General features: G+C 67.8%; 13 protein-coding genes. All 13 read left to right on the forward strand.

Annotated elements, in window-relative coordinates; translation table 11 throughout:
- Nucleotides 1-138 precede the first annotated feature (138 nt).
- Entirely contained in the window at nucleotides 139-2,502 is a 2,364-nt protein-coding gene (locus tag ACX9OW_RS04565; protein WP_053517949.1) for a DNA translocase FtsK, read from the forward strand.
- Between the two features lie 38 nt (nucleotides 2,503-2,540).
- On the forward strand, nucleotides 2,541-4,484 hold the full coding sequence (locus ACX9OW_RS04570) for a DUF3857 domain-containing protein (protein WP_459061987.1): 1,944 nt from the start codon (nucleotides 2,541-2,543) through the stop codon (nucleotides 4,482-4,484).
- Nucleotides 4,485-4,595: 111 nt separating this feature from the next.
- Nucleotides 4,596-5,234 carry an outer membrane lipoprotein chaperone LolA gene (lolA, locus tag ACX9OW_RS04575; protein ID WP_065182198.1) on the forward strand — a complete coding sequence of 213 codons (639 nt, stop codon included), beginning with the start codon at nucleotides 4,596-4,598 and terminating at the stop codon, nucleotides 5,232-5,234.
- A 186-nt stretch (nucleotides 5,235-5,420) separates the two neighbouring features.
- Nucleotides 5,421-6,698 (forward strand): replication-associated recombination protein A, encoded by a 1,278-nt coding sequence (locus tag ACX9OW_RS04580; protein ID WP_227255445.1) that lies wholly within the window; start codon nucleotides 5,421-5,423, stop codon nucleotides 6,696-6,698.
- 81 nt (nucleotides 6,699-6,779) lie between these two features.
- Complete coding sequence (locus tag ACX9OW_RS04585; protein WP_065182200.1) at nucleotides 6,780-7,169, forward strand: DUF805 domain-containing protein; 390 nt, start codon at nucleotides 6,780-6,782, stop codon at nucleotides 7,167-7,169.
- 200 nt (nucleotides 7,170-7,369) lie between these two features.
- Nucleotides 7,370-8,398: an alpha/beta hydrolase gene (locus ACX9OW_RS04590; protein WP_065182201.1), complete on the forward strand. Its 1,029-nt coding sequence runs from the start codon at nucleotides 7,370-7,372 to the stop codon at nucleotides 8,396-8,398.
- A 122-nt stretch (nucleotides 8,399-8,520) separates the two neighbouring features.
- The gene (locus ACX9OW_RS04595; RefSeq protein ID WP_128988579.1) at nucleotides 8,521-9,909 is read left to right on the forward strand and encodes a YncE family protein; all 1,389 of its coding nucleotides are present in this window, start codon (nucleotides 8,521-8,523) and stop codon (nucleotides 9,907-9,909) included.
- Between the two features lie 51 nt (nucleotides 9,910-9,960).
- Entirely contained in the window at nucleotides 9,961-11,013 is a 1,053-nt protein-coding gene (locus tag ACX9OW_RS04600) for a heme/hemin ABC transporter substrate-binding protein (protein WP_262218073.1), read from the forward strand.
- Nucleotides 11,010-12,053 (forward strand): FecCD family ABC transporter permease, encoded by a 1,044-nt coding sequence (locus ACX9OW_RS04605; protein WP_053518563.1) that lies wholly within the window; start codon nucleotides 11,010-11,012, stop codon nucleotides 12,051-12,053. The genes ACX9OW_RS04600 and ACX9OW_RS04605 overlap by 4 nt, the downstream gene beginning before the upstream one ends.
- A complete protein-coding gene (locus tag ACX9OW_RS04610) occupies nucleotides 12,050-12,811 on the forward strand; it encodes a heme ABC transporter ATP-binding protein (RefSeq protein ID WP_459061988.1) in 762 nt (253 codons plus the stop codon). Before ACX9OW_RS04605 ends, ACX9OW_RS04610 begins: the two co-directional genes overlap by 4 nt.
- A 370-nt stretch (nucleotides 12,812-13,181) precedes the next feature.
- On the forward strand, nucleotides 13,182-15,218 hold the full coding sequence (gene fusA / locus ACX9OW_RS04615) for an elongation factor G (protein WP_459061989.1): 2,037 nt from the start codon (nucleotides 13,182-13,184) through the stop codon (nucleotides 15,216-15,218).
- Nucleotides 15,219-15,374: 156 nt separating this feature from the next.
- A complete protein-coding gene (locus ACX9OW_RS04620; RefSeq protein WP_019659661.1) occupies nucleotides 15,375-15,647 on the forward strand; it encodes a hypothetical protein in 273 nt (90 codons plus the stop codon).
- A gap of 110 nt (nucleotides 15,648-15,757) precedes the next feature.
- Complete coding sequence (locus ACX9OW_RS04625; protein WP_459061990.1) at nucleotides 15,758-16,510, forward strand: SapC family protein; 753 nt, start codon at nucleotides 15,758-15,760, stop codon at nucleotides 16,508-16,510.
- Nucleotides 16,511-16,539: the final 29 nt, after the last annotated feature.

Below are 16,539 nucleotides of genomic sequence, written 5' to 3' on the forward strand. Positions count from 1 at the left end.
AAGCCGATGAACAGAACGCCGTCGCCCATCGACGGTTTCCGGCCCCGGAGGGCGCCTCGCAGCGTCGCATAACTGAAAACTGACGCCGTCTCATTTATTATCAATCACTAACAGCGCATTCCAAAGGTATGGTCTAAGGTGGCGAAGCAGGTCCCCGAACGCTCCAAGTCCGACGACAGCAAGGCGTCACGTCGCACGGCCGCGGCGGCGGCGACGACCGACAACCCCCGCCGCCAGCGCCTCTGGCGCGACCTGGGCCTGATCGCGATCGCGCCGGCCCTGCTGTACCTGGCGGCAAGTCTGTTCACCTACTCGGCGTCGGACCCCGGCTGGTCGCATACCGGCAGCGTGGTCGCGCCGGTGCACAACATGGGCGGCCGCGCCGGTGCCTGGATCGCCGACGTGCTGCTGCAGTTGTTCGGCTACATCGCGTTCCTGCTGCCGGTGGTGCTCGGCGCGCTGGCCTGGATCGCCATGTTCGGCCTCAAGCGGGAAAGCAAGGGCGAGAACGACCTCGATCCGGCCCTGCGCCTGGTCGGTCTGGTCGGCTTCCTGATCGCCGGCACCGGCTTCCTGCATGTGCGCCTGTTCAATGGTGATGTGTCCAGTGCGGGCGGCATCCTTGGCAAGCTGGTGGGCAACTCGCTGACCGTCGGGTTCGGAGCGCTGGGCGCGAACCTGTTCGTGCTGGTGCTGCTGCTGGCCTCGATCACCCTGGCCACCGGCCTGTCGTGGTTCACGGTGATGGAGAAGATCGGCCGTGGGGTGATGTCGCTGGCGCCGCTGCTGGAGCGCAAGAAGGAACAGGCGACCGAGTGGAAGCAGACCCGTGCCCTGCGCGAGGAGCGTCAGGAAGTCCGCAAGGCGGACGCCGAGGTGCGCGCCAAGCGCGAGCCGGTGAAGATTGAACCGCGCCCGGAACCGGTGATCGAGAAGAGCGACCGGGCCAAGCGTGACAACCAGATACCGATGTTCCGCGGCGTCAACGGCGATGGTTCGGACCTGCCGCCGCTGGCCCTGCTGGATGATCCCAAGCCACAGCCCAAGGGCTACGACGAGGAGACGCTGGAGACCCTGTCGCGGCAGATCGAGTTCAAGCTGAAGGATTTCCGCATCGACGCACAGGTGGTTGGCGCCTATCCGGGCCCGGTCATCACCCGCTTCGAGATCGAGCCGGCGCCGGGCATCAAGGTCAGCCAGATCAGCTCGCTGGACAAGGACATCGCCCGCGGCCTGTCGGTCAAGTCTGTGCGCGTGGTCGATGTGATTCCCGGCAAGTCGGTGATCGGCCTGGAGATTCCCAACGTCACCCGCGAGATGATCTTCCTGTCCGAGCTGCTGCGCTCGAAGGAGTACGACAAGGCCTCCAGCGTGCTGACCCTGGCGCTGGGCAAGGACATCGCCGGCCGCCCGACCGTGGCCGACCTGGCGCGCATGCCACACCTGCTGGTGGCCGGTACCACCGGCTCGGGCAAGTCCGTGGCCGTCAATGCGATGGTACTGAGCCTGCTGTACAAGGGCTCGCCGAAAGATCTGCGGATGCTGATGATCGACCCGAAGATGCTCGAACTGAGCGTCTACCAGGGCATCCCGCATCTGCTCGCGCCTGTGGTCACCGACATGAAGGAGGCCGCCAACGGCCTGCGCTGGTGCGTGGCGGAGATGGAGCGCCGCTACAAGCTGATGAGCGCGGTGGGCGTGCGCAACCTGGCCGGCTTCAACAAGAAGGTGAAGGACGCCGAGGACGCCGGCCAGCCGCTGATGGACCCGTTGTTCAAGCCGAACCCGGAGCTGGGCGAGGCGCCGCGCCCGCTGGAGACGCTGCCGTTCATCGTCATCTTCATCGACGAATTCGCCGACATGATGATGATCGTCGGCAAGAAGGTCGAAGAACTGATCGCACGTCTGGCACAGAAGGCCCGTGCAGCCGGCATCCACCTGATCCTGGCCACCCAGCGTCCGTCGGTGGATGTGATCACCGGCTTGATCAAGGCCAATATTCCCACCCGCATCGCGTTCCAGGTGAGCTCGAAGATCGACTCGCGCACCATTCTTGACCAGTCCGGCGCGGAGACGCTGCTGGGTCACGGCGACATGCTGTACCTGCCGCCGGGCACCGCCATGCCCGAACGTGTGCACGGCGCGTTCGTCTCCGACGATGAAGTGCATCGCGTGGTCGAGCATCTCAAGGCGATGGGTCCGGCCGATTACATCGAGGGCGTGCTGGACGAGGTTCAGACCCTGGGGGACGGCGTGGTGGTGGGTGCCACCGGCCTGCCGGAAACCAGTGCCGGCGGCGACGAGTCGGATCCGCTGTATGACGAGGCGCTGAGGGTGGTCACGGAGACCCGCCGCGCGTCGATTTCCGGCGTGCAGCGCCGGCTGAAGATTGGCTACAACCGTGCGGCGCGACTGATCGAGGCCATGGAAGCGGCCGGCGTTGTCAGTGCGCCCGAGCACAACGGCGACCGGACGGTGCTGGCACCGCCGCCGCCGAAGTAAGGCCCGACGTACCCCCACGACGTCCAAGGATCCGACGAATGCTTCATCCCGTACCACGCGCGCTGGCGCTGGCGCTGGCTGGCCTGATGGCCGCCAGCCCGGCCCTGGCGGAGACCGCCACCCCCGCGCCCGCTACGGCGCCGCCTTCCACCAGCGGCGATACCGAAGCCAGCAACAACTTCAGCATCGTCCGCTATCGCGCCGACTACCAGGTGCGGCCCGACGCAGGCAATGTGCAGACCGAGACCTACGAGGTCCTGCTCAAGACCAAGGCCTCGGTCGAGCAGTTCAGCCAGGTGCGGCTGAGCTACAGCGAGAAGATGGAGACGCTGGAGGTGCTCGACGCCTGCACCATCACCGCCGATGGCCAGCGCCGTGACGTTCCGGCAGATCGCATCTACACCCAGGAAAGCTATTCCAGCGCCTCGGCAGCGATGTACGCCGACCGCAAGGTGCGGGTGATCGTGTTCCCGAACCTGGCGCCGGGCACGCGCCTGTATTACCAGGTGCGCCGCACCCAGGCCACGCCGTACTTCCCGGGCTACTTCGGCCTGTGGGAGACCTTCAATGTGTTCACCGAATACGAGGATGCCGAGGTGACGCTGAGCGCACCGGCCAACCTGCCGATGTTCGTCGACAGCCGCGGCGTGCAGGGCAGCGATCGCCCGGTGGTGAGGAACGGCCAGGCGCAGTGGCGCTGGCGCTACCAGCGCCGCGAGGCGATGCAGGCGCAGAACTGGTCGGCCGCCGGCTGGGAGTTCGGCCCGAACATCATGGCCAGCACCTATCGTGACTGGGCGCAGATGGGCCGGGCGTACCAGCTCAAGGCCGGTCCCGCCGCGCAGGTCACGGCGGAGATCCAGGCGCTGGCCGACCAGGTCACCGCAGGCATCGGCGACCGTCGCTCGCAGGCCGATGCGCTGTACCGCTGGGTCGCTCAGAACATCCGCTACGTCGCGGTGTACCTGGGCAATGGCGGGCTGGAGCCCAACAGCGCGCAGAGCATCCTCGACAACCACTATGGGGACTGCAAGGACCATGTGACCCTGCTGGAAGCCCTGCTGGCCGCCAAGGGAATTGCCAGTTCGCCGGTGCTGATCGGCGCCGGTGGCGGGCCGACGCTGCCGAAGATTCCGGTGCTGGGGCGCTTCAACCACGCCATCACCTACATTCCCGAGTTCGATCTGTACCTGGATTCGACCACCGCCTGGGCGCGCTTCGGCCAGTTGCCCGAGGGCGACCTGGGCGCGCCGGTGATGCGCACGGCCGACGCGAGCCTGGCACGCACGCCGGCCAATGGTCCGCAGCGCAACGCAACCTCGATGGAGGTGCGCTTCACGTTCGATGCCAACGGCAACCTGCGTGGCGAGACGATTCCGCAGCTGGGCGAGAATGCGGAGATCGGCATGCGCGCACAGTTCGCCCAGCTCAATGCGCAGAATCGGGCGCGCGCCGAGGAGTCGATCATGGCGGCGTCCGGTTTTGATGGCCGCGGCCAGCTGCAGCTGCAGGGCGTCCCGGTCGATCTGACCCGGCCGTTCGGCTACCGCATGGCCTTCCAGGCGGAAGACTACGTGGACTTCAGCGTGGCCGGGGGCATGGCGGTGCCGGATCCGCCAGGCGGCGAGTCGGTGCGCGGGCTGTACGCTACCGCGTCTGCACCGGCCAACGAGACGCCGTTCTACTGCAACGCGAGCCTGCGTGAAGAAACCTATCGCCTGCAGTTCCCGGCCAACGCGCCGATCATCGCCGTTCCGGCCAGCCAGCGTTTTGCCAATGCCGCGGGCGAGTACCGGGTGGACTGGAGCCGGCAGGGCCAGGAGGTGATCGTCCACCATCGCCTGCAGCAGAATGCCGTGCGCGGACCGGAGGCACTGTGCCAGCCCCAGGACTACACCGCGTTCCGCGCGCTGTACCGCGAAGTGCGCCGCGGCTTCCGCGGACAGGTTCTGTATGGAAGGCTGCCTGCGCCTGCCAACTGAATCGCCGGTGGACGTGCGGGGCGGCATAATGTCGCCCTGATCGCCCATTCATCTTTGCCCGGGCACACTGACATCCACCTTTCCTTGCGCCCGCGCCCACAGGATTCCCGCATGAACGTCCGCCTCCGCCGTATTCTTGCCGCCAGCACTCTCGCCATGGCCTGCGCCGCCGCGGGCAGCGCGTGGGCGGGTGCCCGCGATGACCTGAAGAACTTCACCAGCGGCCTGAAGGGCCTGGATGGCCAGTTCAGCCAGCAGGTGTTCGACAGCCGCGGCAAGGTCAAGGAGTCGACCAGCGGCCGCGTGGCCCTGTCGGCCCCGCGCCTGTTCCGCTGGGAGTACGTGCGGCCGCATGAACAGCTGATCGTGGCCGACGGCAAGAAGGTCTGGATGTACGAGCCGGACCTGGAGCAGGCCACCGTGCGCGAGCAGGGCAAGGAAGAGCAGAACAGCCCCTTGACCGCGCTGATCAACCCAGCGCTGCTGGAGCAGCAGTACGACCTCAGCGAGGAGGCGGCACAACGGGATGGCCTGCAGTGGCTGTCGCTGTCGCCGAAGCGCGATACCGAGGCCAGCTTCCAGTACGCCGCACTAGGCTTCAACGCCCAGGGGCTGGCGAGGATGGAGATCACCGACGCGGTCGGCCAGCGCACCGTGATCAATTTCAGCGGCTGGAAGCGCAACCCGACCTTCGCGGCCTCGACCTTCCGCTTCAGCCCGCCGGCCGGCACCGACGTCATCGGCAACTGATGGGTGACGCCGGGCATGGCCCGGCGCTACCGATGTGCGCATTTCGCCGATCCGCCGGGCATGGCCCGGCGCGACCGACGGGGGGCGCGGTACAATGAGCGGGTGCCAAGACAACGCTCCACTTCCTTCCCCGGCCCCGATCTGCTGAGTGTCGATCGGGATCATCTGCGCCCGCTCGCCGAGCGCATGCGTCCGCAGACGCTCGATGAAATGGTCGGGCAGAAGCGCCTGCTCGCTCCGGACAGCGCACTGCGCCGGGCAGTCGAGTCCGGTCGCGTGCATTCGATGATCCTGTGGGGCCCGCCGGGCTGTGGCAAGACCACGTTGTCGCTGCTGCTGGCCGAGTATTCCGATGCCGAGTTCCGCGCCATCTCCGCCGTGCTGTCCGGCCTGCCGGAGGTGCGTCAGGTCCTGGCCGAAGCGGCGCAGCGTTTCGCCGAAGGCCGGCGTACCGTGCTGTTCGTCGATGAGGTGCATCGCTTCAACAAGGCGCAGCAGGACGCGTTCCTGCCGCATATCGAGCGCGGCACCATCCTGTTCGTGGGTGCCACGACCGAGAACCCGTCCTTCGAGCTGAACTCGGCGCTGCTGTCACGCTGCCGCGTGCACGTGCTGGAGGCGGTCTCGCCCACCGACATCGTCGAGGCACTGCAGCGGGCGCTGGGGGATCGCGAGCGCGGCCTGGGCCAGGAGTCCATCGAGGTTGCGCCCGAGCTGCTGCTGGAGATCGCCACCGCTGCCGATGGCGACGTGCGCCGCGCGTTGACCCTGCTGGAAATCGCCGCCGAACTGGCAGGGGGCGAGGGCGGGCACATCACCCCGCAGACGCTCACCCAGGTGCTGGCCGACCGTACCCGCCGTTTCGACAAGGGTGGCGAGCAGTTCTACGACCAGATCTCGGCGTTGCACAAGTCGGTGCGCAGCTCCAATCCCGATGCGGCGCTGTACTGGCTGACCCGCATGCTCGACGGCGGCTGCGATCCGTCGTACCTGGCGCGCCGGCTGACCCGCATGGCGATCGAGGACATCGGTCTGGCCGATCCGCGAGCACAGAGCATGGCGCTGGAAGCGTGGGACATCTACGAACGGCTGGGCAGCCCCGAAGGCGAGCTCGCGTTCGCCCAGCTGGTGCTGTATCTGGCCAGCACCGCCAAGTCGAATGCAGGCTACGCGGCGTTCAACCAGGCCAAGGCCGACGTGCGCCAGAGCGGTACCGAAGAGGTGCCGCTGCACCTGCGCAACGCGCCGACCAAGCTGATGAAGGAACTGGGCTACGGTGCCGAGTACCAGTATGACCACGATGCGGAAGGCGGGATCGCCCTGGATCAGACCGGCTTCCCCGATGCGATGGGCGAGCGCGTGTACTACAACCCGGTGCCGCGCGGACTGGAGATCAAGCTGAAGGAAAAGCTCGACCGGTTGCGCGCCGAGCGCGAGGCGGCGCGGGCGGCGAAGCGGCGTTGATCGCCGTTATGCAACCAATCCGATTGTCGGGTCCACGCTGATTCGAGAGAATCCCCGGTTCACTTCTCAAGGATGACGTTCATGCAGGACATGACTCTGGCGTTGAAGCGCTACGCCCAGTTCGAGGGTCGGGCCAATCGCCGCGAATACTGGATGTTCCAGCTGTTCCTGTTTCTGGTGGCCACGGCGGTGTCGCTGCTGGCCGGCGTGCTGGCGATCCTCATGCGCTCCAGTCCGGATGCACTGAGCGCCATCCTGATCGGCACGATGGTGCTGCTGGGCCTGATGTGGCTGGCGACGATCGTGCCGCTGATCGCCGTCACCGTGCGCCGTCTGCATGACTGCAACCAGTCCGGCTGGCTCTATCTTCTGGCATTGGTGCCGATGGGCGGCCTGGTGATCCTGGTGTTCGCTCTGCTGCCCGGCACGCCGCAGGAAAACCCGTACGGCCCCGTGCCTGCGGGCCCTTGACGCGGCACCCGCCGGGCAGCGCCCGGTCCTGGATCGGCCTTCCCGCCTTGGCGGGAACAATGATGATGCGTCCCATGACGCCGCGGTATCGCGCGCGTGATACACAGTGTGACGTTTGATCGTTGTGATAATCATTCGCGTTTAAGGTAGACTGCGGTCCCTTGTGAAACAGCGGCCCAGGCCGCTGACGTCGCCCGCCGATGAAGCATTTCGTCCTGCCTCCGCACCGTGGTCCGCTGGCCCGCGGCCTTGCCGTCCTGATGATGGGTCTGCTCCTGGCTACCCCGTATGCGTACGCGCAGCAGCGCAATCCGCTGCAGAAGATCGGCCACACCGTGCTGGATGAGCCGGCCGCCAGCTATCGCTTCGAGCATTTCGTGATCGACAGTGCCGACACGCAGCGCCGCTGGCGGGTGAATCTGGCGATTCCGGTCCGCGCCTCCAGTGCACCTTCGCCGGTGCTGTACGCGCTGGACGGCAATGCGGTGGCGATGGTGCTCGACCAGCCGCTGCTGGCTGAACTTGCAGCACTCAAGGCGCCTCCGGTGCTGGTGCTGATCGGCTACGACAATGATCTGCGCATCGACTCGAAGGCGCGGACCCGTGACTACACGGCATGGATCGACCGCGCCGACGATGAGAGCGGCGCAACCCAGGCGGTCGGCGGGGGCGCTGCGGCGTTCCTTGATGTGATCGAACGCCGCATCAAGCCCGAGGTGGAGCGTCGCGCCCGCGTCGACACCGGGCAGCAGGCGCTGTGGGGGCACTCGCTCGGTGGCCTGTTCGTGCTCAACGCGCTGTACACCCGGCCGGCCGCGTTCCAGGCCTATCTCGCCGCCAGTCCGTCACTGTGGTGGGCGCAGGGCGCGGCGCTGGGCGATCCCGAACAGCAGTTCGTGCAGAACGTGCACGGGCAGCCGGCCAGGGTCTGGTTGATGCTGGGAGGCGCCGAGCGCGTCGGCGACCGCGGCAAGCGTGACCTGAACAACCCGCGGGTGGTCGCGCACCTGCGCCGCATCGGCGGCGCCACGCCTGACGCGGCGATGCAGTTGTCCGAGCGGCTGCGCCGGGTGCCGGGGCTGAGCGTGCAGTACCGCGAGTTTCCTGGCCTGGGCCATGGCCCGATGCTGCCGGCGTCCTTCCACGCGGCGCTGCATGAGCTGTACGGGGTGACCGATCGCAGTGCAGGCGATGGCGCCAGTGCAACGGATGGGCCGTCCAGCGAATGAATCCCTTCGCGCGGCGTGCCGTGCGACCCCACTACCCAGGCGAGGCTGCCCGCGTGCAGCGGCCCAGGCAACCGATGAATCCCGCGCCACGTGGCGCGGCCTACGTGTGCAAGGAGCCTGTCATGTCGTTCCGTTCCTCCCTTCGTCCTTCGCTTCGCTTCACCACTCTGGCCACCGGCCTGCTGCTGGCCGTCGCGGCCACCGCGCAGCCGGTATTCGATCAACCGGCCAACGCCACGTTCAAGGGCCAGGTGGTCTCGCGCGGCGACAATGTGGTGCCGGGCAGCACCGCCGATGTGGTCGGTCGCGGCTTCGTGCCGGGCCAGAAGGTCAGCCTGCTGCGCGGCGACAGCGTGTTGAACGCCCAGCCGGTGGTGGTTGATGCCGATGGCAACTTCAAGACCCAGCTGGCCATTCCCGCCGATGCCGTGCCGGGCACCCATCCGGTCGTGGTGCGGGCGAGCCAGCCGGCCGCCGCGACGGTGCTGAAGCTGCGCGTCTCGCCGCAGCTGCCGCTGTCGGGCCAGGCGCAGTTCACCACCCAGTCCAACAAGCTGGTGCCGGGCCTGTACCAGTCCGCCTACAGCGCCGCCAGCAATGCGCTGTTCGTGACCTCCGCGGTCGGCCGGCCGCCGGTGACCCAGTCGCAGCTGCTGAAGATCGACCCGGCGTCGCTGAAGGTCAGCAAGGCGATCACGCCGGCGCAGGTGCCGGGCAGTACCAACGGCGCGGTCTATGCGGTGTACGGCGTGGGCGTGGATGATGCCAACGGCAACGTGTGGGTGACCAATACCCGTCAGAACAGCGTGGCCGTCTATCGCCAGAAGGATCTGTCGCTGGTGCACCAGTTCCCGGTCGATGCGGTGCCGCATGCGCGCGACGTGGTGATCGATGGTACCCGCGGCAAGGTGTTTGCCTCGGCCACCGGTGAGGATCACCTGTCGGTATTCGATGCGAAGACGTTCAAGGAGCTGCCCGCGGTGACGCTTGAATCGGGCGTGGATGACGGCAAGTTCACGCCGATGAGCCTGGTGCTGGACGAGAAGGGCGGCAAGCTGTTCACCGTCAGCATCGGCACGCCGGAGGCGGCGGTGATCGACGTGGCCAGCGGTGAGGTCGAGAAGGTGATCGATCTGGGCAACTCGATCAGCGCGTCGGGCGTGGCGTTCGACGCGGCGCGCAACCGGTTGTACGTGGCGTCGCAGGGCACCGACAACCTGCTGATCGTCGACGTCGCAGCCGGCAAGGTGCTGCACGATGTGCCGGTGGGCGCGGGTGCGCTGAACGTCGCCTTCGATGATGCATCCGGCCTGGCCTATGTCAGCAACCGTGGCGCCGGCACCGTGACCGTGGTCGACCGCGAGGGCAAGGTGGTCGCCAACCTCGACGGCGGCACTTTGCCGAACCACGTCCGTGCCGATGGCAAGGGCAACGTGTTCGCGGTGAACAAGTCGCGCGGCGCTGAAGACCCGAAGGGTGACCGCATCACCCGCATCACCCCGAAGCAGTAAGTCAGACGGCAGGGCGGCGCGCGCGTCGCCCTGCCAGCAAGGAGAACGTCCATGAACATCGTGCCCCGTCTGCGCCTGTGCGCACTTCCGTTGGCTGTTTCGCTGGCACTGGCTGCCTGTGGCGGCTCGTCGGCTCCCTCCGATGCCAAGAAGCCTTCCGAACCGCCGCCGGCGGCAATGGCGGCCGCCGCGGACACCGCGTTGCCGGCAGGCTGGAAACGCGTGGCCGGTGCCGAGATGCCGGCCGTGCATGACCAGAAGGCCGTGCTGCCGGCCAAGGTGCATTCCGATGACGGCGCCGATATCGCGGTGACCGACACCCGCCGGATCATCGCCGGTGGCGACGACGTCATCGCGGTGATCGAGGCGCTGGGGCTGGGCAAGCAGGTATTTGCCGCCCCGACCAACACCACCACCGAGGCTGGCCGGGCTGCGCCGCACCAGTTCCTGTTCAACCGCACCACGGGTGTGGAGGGTGTGCTGAGCCTGCGGGGTTCGCTGTTCCTGGGCAACAGCCTGCGCCGCCACACCGAGCTGGCGAAGAAGCTGCGCGAGGTGGGGGAGCCGGCGGTGGTCATCGACGATCTGCAGCCGGCGCCGGACAAGGTGCGCAAGGTCGCCGCCGCACTCGGGCTGGCCGAAGCAGGGCAGACGCTTGCCACGCAGGTGCAGCGTCAGCTGGATGAGGCCGCAGCGATCGGCCGGGGCCTGGGCCATGCGCCGCGTGTGATCCATGTGTCGGCCACCGGTGCCGGTGGCGCACCGACCGTTGCGGGCGCCGACAGCGCATCGGCGCAACTGATCGCGCTGGCCGGCGGCGTCAACATCGGCACCGAAGCGGGAGTGAAGAACTACTCGCAGCTGAGCAATGAGGGCGTGGTCGCCGCGGCACCGGAGGTGATTCTGGTGACCGAGCACGATCTGCAGCTGTTCGGCGGTGCCGAGGGCCTGTGGAAGTCGTACCCGACGCTGAAGCAGACACCGGCCGGGCAGGCCAACCGGGTCTGGGTGATGCCGGATGTGCAGCTCAAGTACACCAGCGTAGGTTCCGGGGCTGGCGCACTGGCGCTGGCGCGGGCGCTGGCGGCGCTGCCGAAGGCATGAGTCCGGCGGACCGGCGCCGTCGTCGCGGGCGGACGATGTTGATGGTGGCGATGCTGGCACTGCTGGCCGCCATTCTGGCCTCGTTTGCGGTCGGGCCACTGCGCTTGCCACCGCTGGAGGTGCTGCAGGCGCTGGCGGTGAAGATGGGGCTGCTCGATCCGCAGGCGGTGAGCAGCCGCGACCTGGCGGTGGTCTGGCAGCTGCGCATCCCGCGCGCCCTGTTGGGCGCGGTGGTGGGGGCATCGCTGGCGATGGCCGGTGCCAGCCTGCAGGGCCTGTTCGGCAATCCGTTGGCGGACCCGGGCATTGTCGGCGTCAGCCAGGGCGCCGCGCTGGGCGCGGTCGCCGCCATCGTGCTCGGTGCTGCAGGTGCGGCCGGCTGGTTGGTGCCGGTGGCCGCGTTTGCCGGCGGTGCGCTGGCGATCGGCCTGACCTACGCCCTTGCCCGGCCGGGCAAGGGCAGTGGCAATGCCACGCTGTTGCTGGTCGGCATCGCCATGGCGGCGTTCTGCTCGGCGCTGATCGGTTTCCTGACCTACATCGCCAGCGAGAGCGAACTGCAGTCGCTGGTGTTCTGGCAGATGGGTTCGCTGGCCCGCGCCAGCTGGAGTGATGTCGCCGCCGTGGTGCCGTTGTTCGCCATCGGCGTGTTCGCGCTGCAGCGCCTGGCAACGCCACTGGACATGCTGGCGCTGGGGGAACGCCAGGCCCAGCATCTGGGCCTGGACGTGGCACGGACCCGCCGCCGGCTGGTGGCGTTCAGTGCCCTGCTGGTGGGTGCGGCCGTCGCGTTTGCCGGTTCGATCAGCTTTGTCGGCCTGGTGGTGCCACACGTGGCGCGCATGCTGGTGGGGCCGGGGCACCGCTGGTTGCTGCCCCTTTCCGGCCTGCTGGGGGCGCTGCTGATCGTGGTGGCCGATACGGCCGCGCGCACGCTCGACCCGCCGGCGGAGATTCCACTCGGTCTGTTCTCGGCTGCACTGGGTGCACCGTTCTTCCTCTGGCTGGTGCTGCAGCAGCGCCGCAAGGCAGCCCCATGACGGCCCTGCTTCATCTGCGCGACGTCGTGGTGCGACGCGGGCAGCGCGAGATCCTGCACGGCATCAACCTGGCGTTCGAGCCGGCGACGGTCACTGCCTTGGTGGGGCCCAACGGCGCTGGCAAATCGACGCTGCTGGCTGTGGCTGCGGGCGATCTGCATGCCGATGCGGGTGAAGTGAGCCTGCTTGGCAGGCCGCTGGCCGGCTACAAGGCCGGTCCACTGGCGCGCGAGCGCGCGGTGATGCCGCAGGAGCACGGCGTGCGCTTCGCCTTCAGCGTGGAGGAGGTGGTGGCGATGGGGCGCCTGCCACACCCGCCCGATCCCGTACGCGATGACACGCAGGTGGAGGCCGCGATCGACGCAACCGAACTGCAGGCGCTGCGCCTGCGCGAGGTGCAGCACTTGTCCGGTGGCGAATCGGCCCGGACCACGTTCGCGCGCGTGCTGGCGCAGGATACGCCGCTGCTGCTGCTCGACGAGCCGACCGCTGCGCTGGATCTGCGCCACCAGGAGCGTACGCTACGCAGCGTGCGTGCCTGTGCCGAGGCCGGGGCCTGCGTGATCGTGGTGCTGCACGACCTGAATCTGGCCGCCGGCTATGCCGACCGCATCGTGCTGCTGGAACAGGGCAGGGTGGCCGCCGACGGCTCACCCGCGCAGGTGTTGACCGTGGACACGCTGCAGCGGGTCTACCAGCAGGACGTGGTCGTGCTGGAGCATCCGAAGCGGGGCGTGCCGCTGGTGGTGGTCACCTGATCCGGGCGGCGAAAGGAATCCTCATCGTTCCACTGGTGCGCGCAATCAGCACTTGCGCGCCAGATTGGCAGGTCTAGAATGCGCCCCATGAACCGGATGCCGCTCCTGAAGTTTTTCACCCTGACCCGCGCAAGCGCGGAACGGGCGTGTCTGCCTGGAGCTCGACGGGGCCGCTGAATCGGCCACCATTGGACCATCCACAGAGCGCCCTCCGGGGCGCTCTTTTCGTTTCCGCAGTCCCTCTCATCCACCCGCTGCACCGCAAGGAGAACGTGCCATGCACCAGATCGCCGAGACCGAACGCTAGCCGCGCACCCTGTCGCCAACCGGGGTGCGCGGCCCCCGAAGTTGGCTTGCAGGAACCCATCACATGAACACCCAGATCCTTTCCCGTCGTCGCAACCTCGGCATCATTGCCCACATCGACGCCGGCAAGACCACGCTCACCGAACGACTGCTGTGGAAGAGCGGCGAGATCCACCGCGTCGGTGAGGTCCATGACGGCAACGCCACCACCGATTTCTCGGCGATCGAGCGCGAGCGTGGCATCACCATCGGCGCAGCAGCCGTGCAGGCGCAGTGGGCGCCGCGCGATCTGCCGCCGCATCGGCTGACCCTGATCGACACCCCGGGCCACATCGATTTCGCCATTGAAGTCGAGCGTTCGCTGCGGGTGCTCGACGGTGCCGTCGCGGTGTTCTCTGCCGTGGATGGCGTGCAGCCGCAGTCGGAAACGGTGTGGCGCCAGGCGCGCCGGCACCGGGTGCCGTTGATCGCCTTCGTCAACAAGATGGATCGTGTCGGCGCCTCGTTCGAGCGCGTGCTGGAGCAGCTGCGGGACAAGCTGCAGGCGCGGCCGTGGGCGTTGGGTGTGCCGCTGGGCAGCGAAAGCGACTTCAGCGGCTGGGTCGATCTGGTGGATGAGCGCGTGCTGCAGTGGCGCGACGGCGGCGTGGTGACCATCACGCCGTGGGATGACGCTGCACGCAGCCAGTGGCAACCGCGGCGCGACGCGCTGGTGGAGGCCGTGGCCGACCATGACGAGGGTCTGGCCGATGCGTGGCTGGAAGGCCGGGTGATCGATGCGGAACTGCTGCGCGCGGCACTCCGGCGGGCGACGCTGGCCGGTGCGGGCGTGCCGGTGCTTGCGGGTGCGGCGTTCAAGGACAAAGGCATCGAGGCGCTGCTGGATGCGGTGGTCGATTACCTGCCTTCGCCGTTGGATCGGCCTGCCGTCACTGCCGAAGGCGAGGCCGGCGACGTGCTGCTGCCGCCGGATCCGGAGGGTCCGCTGGCGGGCCTGCTGTTCAAGATCACCCATCAGCAGCACGGTGCGCTGAGCTTCGTGAGGCTGTATTCGGGAACGCTGAAGGCAGGCGACGCTGTGGCCAGCTCGCAGCATCCGCAGGGTCGGCGCGTGAGCCGCCTGGTGCGGGTGCAGGCAGACCAGACCCATGACATCGAGCAGGCCGTGGCCGGTGACATCGTCGCGGTGCTGGGCTGGAAGGATGCAGTCAGCGGTGAAACGCTGAGCGCACGCGATCAGCCGTTGCGCCTGGAGAGCATCCAGGCACAGGCGCCGGTGCTGGCGTGGCGCCTGGAACCTGCGCGTGCAGCGGACCTGATCCGCATGGCGCAGGGGCTGGCCAGCCTCGCCCAGGAGGATCCGTCATTCCGCGTGGAGACCGATCGCGAGAGCGGCGAAACGCTGGTATGGGGCATGGGCGAACTGCACCTGGAGGTGATGGTCGAGCGCCTGCGCAGCGAATGGAAGGTCGATGTCGGCATCGGTTCGCCGCGCGTTGCCTACCAGGAAATGCCGTTGCGTGCGGTCTCCGGCGTGGTCGGCAGGGTCGTCAAGCAGAGCGGTGGCCAGGGCCAGTTCGCCCATGTGGTGCTGGACGTGGCGCCGCGCGAGGATGACCAGGTGGTGTTCAACGATCGCATCGTGGGAGGCGTGATCCCCCGTGGTTTCATCGCAGCGGTGGAGAAGGGTGCGCGTGCGGCGCTGTCGGAAGGACCGCAGGGGCATCCGGTCGTGGGCATCGAAGTGACCCTGGTGGACGGCCAGGCCCATGCCAAGGATTCCTCGGACATGGCGTTCCACCGGGCCGGCAGTGAGGCCGTCAGGGCCGCGCTGGCCAGTGCCGGCACGCAGGTGCTGGAGCCGGTGATGGCGGTAACGGTGCATTCGCCCTCGGCGTCGGTGGGCGACGTGGTCGGCGACCTCAACCGTCGCCACGGTCGCGTCGCGCGCATCGAGGACCAGGAGGGCCGTGCCGAAGTGAGCGGCTTTGCACCGCTGGCGCAGCTGGTGGGCTACACCACTGCGTTGCGCTCGCTCAGCCAGGGGCGCGCCAGCAGTGAAGCGCACCTGCACGGTTACGAGCCGGTACGCGCTGCCTGAAGTGTGCAAGGGGCCCGTTCGCGGGCCCCTCTTGCTGCCGGCGAGCGGCGGCAGGGCGCATTGCATTGCAACAAAAGTGTAGAAAAAGCTGGATTAAAGTGATGCCTCACGATAAATTGCGCACCCGTCGTTGCTTGCCGCTGTCTGCCCCCACTCATGCGTGATGACAAAGACCCCGGAACCCTGGAGCTGACCCTGCCGCGCAAGCGCGGTCGTCCGCCCAAATTCGGGTACGCGATGAGCGATGCGCAGCGCGCCGCGCGTTACCGCGCACGCAGGTCGGGCCAGGCCAACCACGCCGATGTGCGCTCCTGCAGTGACATGGTCCTGCTGGACAAGATCCGCGCCGCGGTCAGTGCGCGCGACACCGAACTGGCGGGCTTCCTTGTCCACGTCCTGTGGCAGCGCTATCCGCTGCAGCTGAAATAAGTCAGTGCCGGGGTGGTGGTCGTCACCCGGCTTGTTGATAATGCGGGATTCAGGTTGTTCCCGCTGGCGCGCCCGGGATGGCAGGCGCGCATGATGAAACGGTTCCTACGATGACCACCAGCGACACCACCACCGAAGCGGCGCAGGCCGGCACCCCCCTGTTCTACACCCGTCCGGTGCCGCTGCAGGCTGATGTGCACGCCGACCTGCGCATCCTGCCGGGCAAGCTTGATTTCGCCGCCGGCAACAACGCCATTCCGCTGGTGCTCGGCGAGTTCTCGCTGGCACTGCACCATTTCCCGATCCTGTTCGCCGGCCCCGGCGCCGTTCCGATGGCTGCCGTCGGCGTGACCAACGAGAACCTGTTCATCAAGGACGGGCTGTGGGAAGACGAGGCCTACGTTCCGGCCTATCTGCGTCGCCACCCCTTCATCTTCATCGACACCGGCGCGGACAACGATTTCCTGCTCGGCATCGATGAAGCGAGCCCGCGCGTGGTCAACGGAGGCGAGGAAGGCCAGGCGCTGTTCGCCGACGGCAAGGCTACCGACATGGTGCAGCAGGCGCTGGAGTTCTGCGGCCAGTACACCCGCGAGCACGAACAGACCCAGGCCTTCTCCAAGGCGCTCATCGAAAAGGGACTGCTGGTCGAGCGCAACGCGACCGTACGCGCTCCGAACGGCCAGGAGTTCAACCTCAACGGCTTCCAGGTGGTCGACGTCGAGAAGTTCGTCGCGCTGCCCGAGGAAACCGTGATCGAATGGCACCGCAGCGGCTGGCTGGCCCTGATCCACCAGCACCTGATGTCGCTGGGCCGCTTCAACGACCTGACCCGTCGCCAGGTGGAACGCCTGGCAGCCTGAGCGGGCTGAAGGGCCGGGCTCCCGCGCAG

Source organism: Stenotrophomonas genospecies 5, from assembly GCF_054473825.1.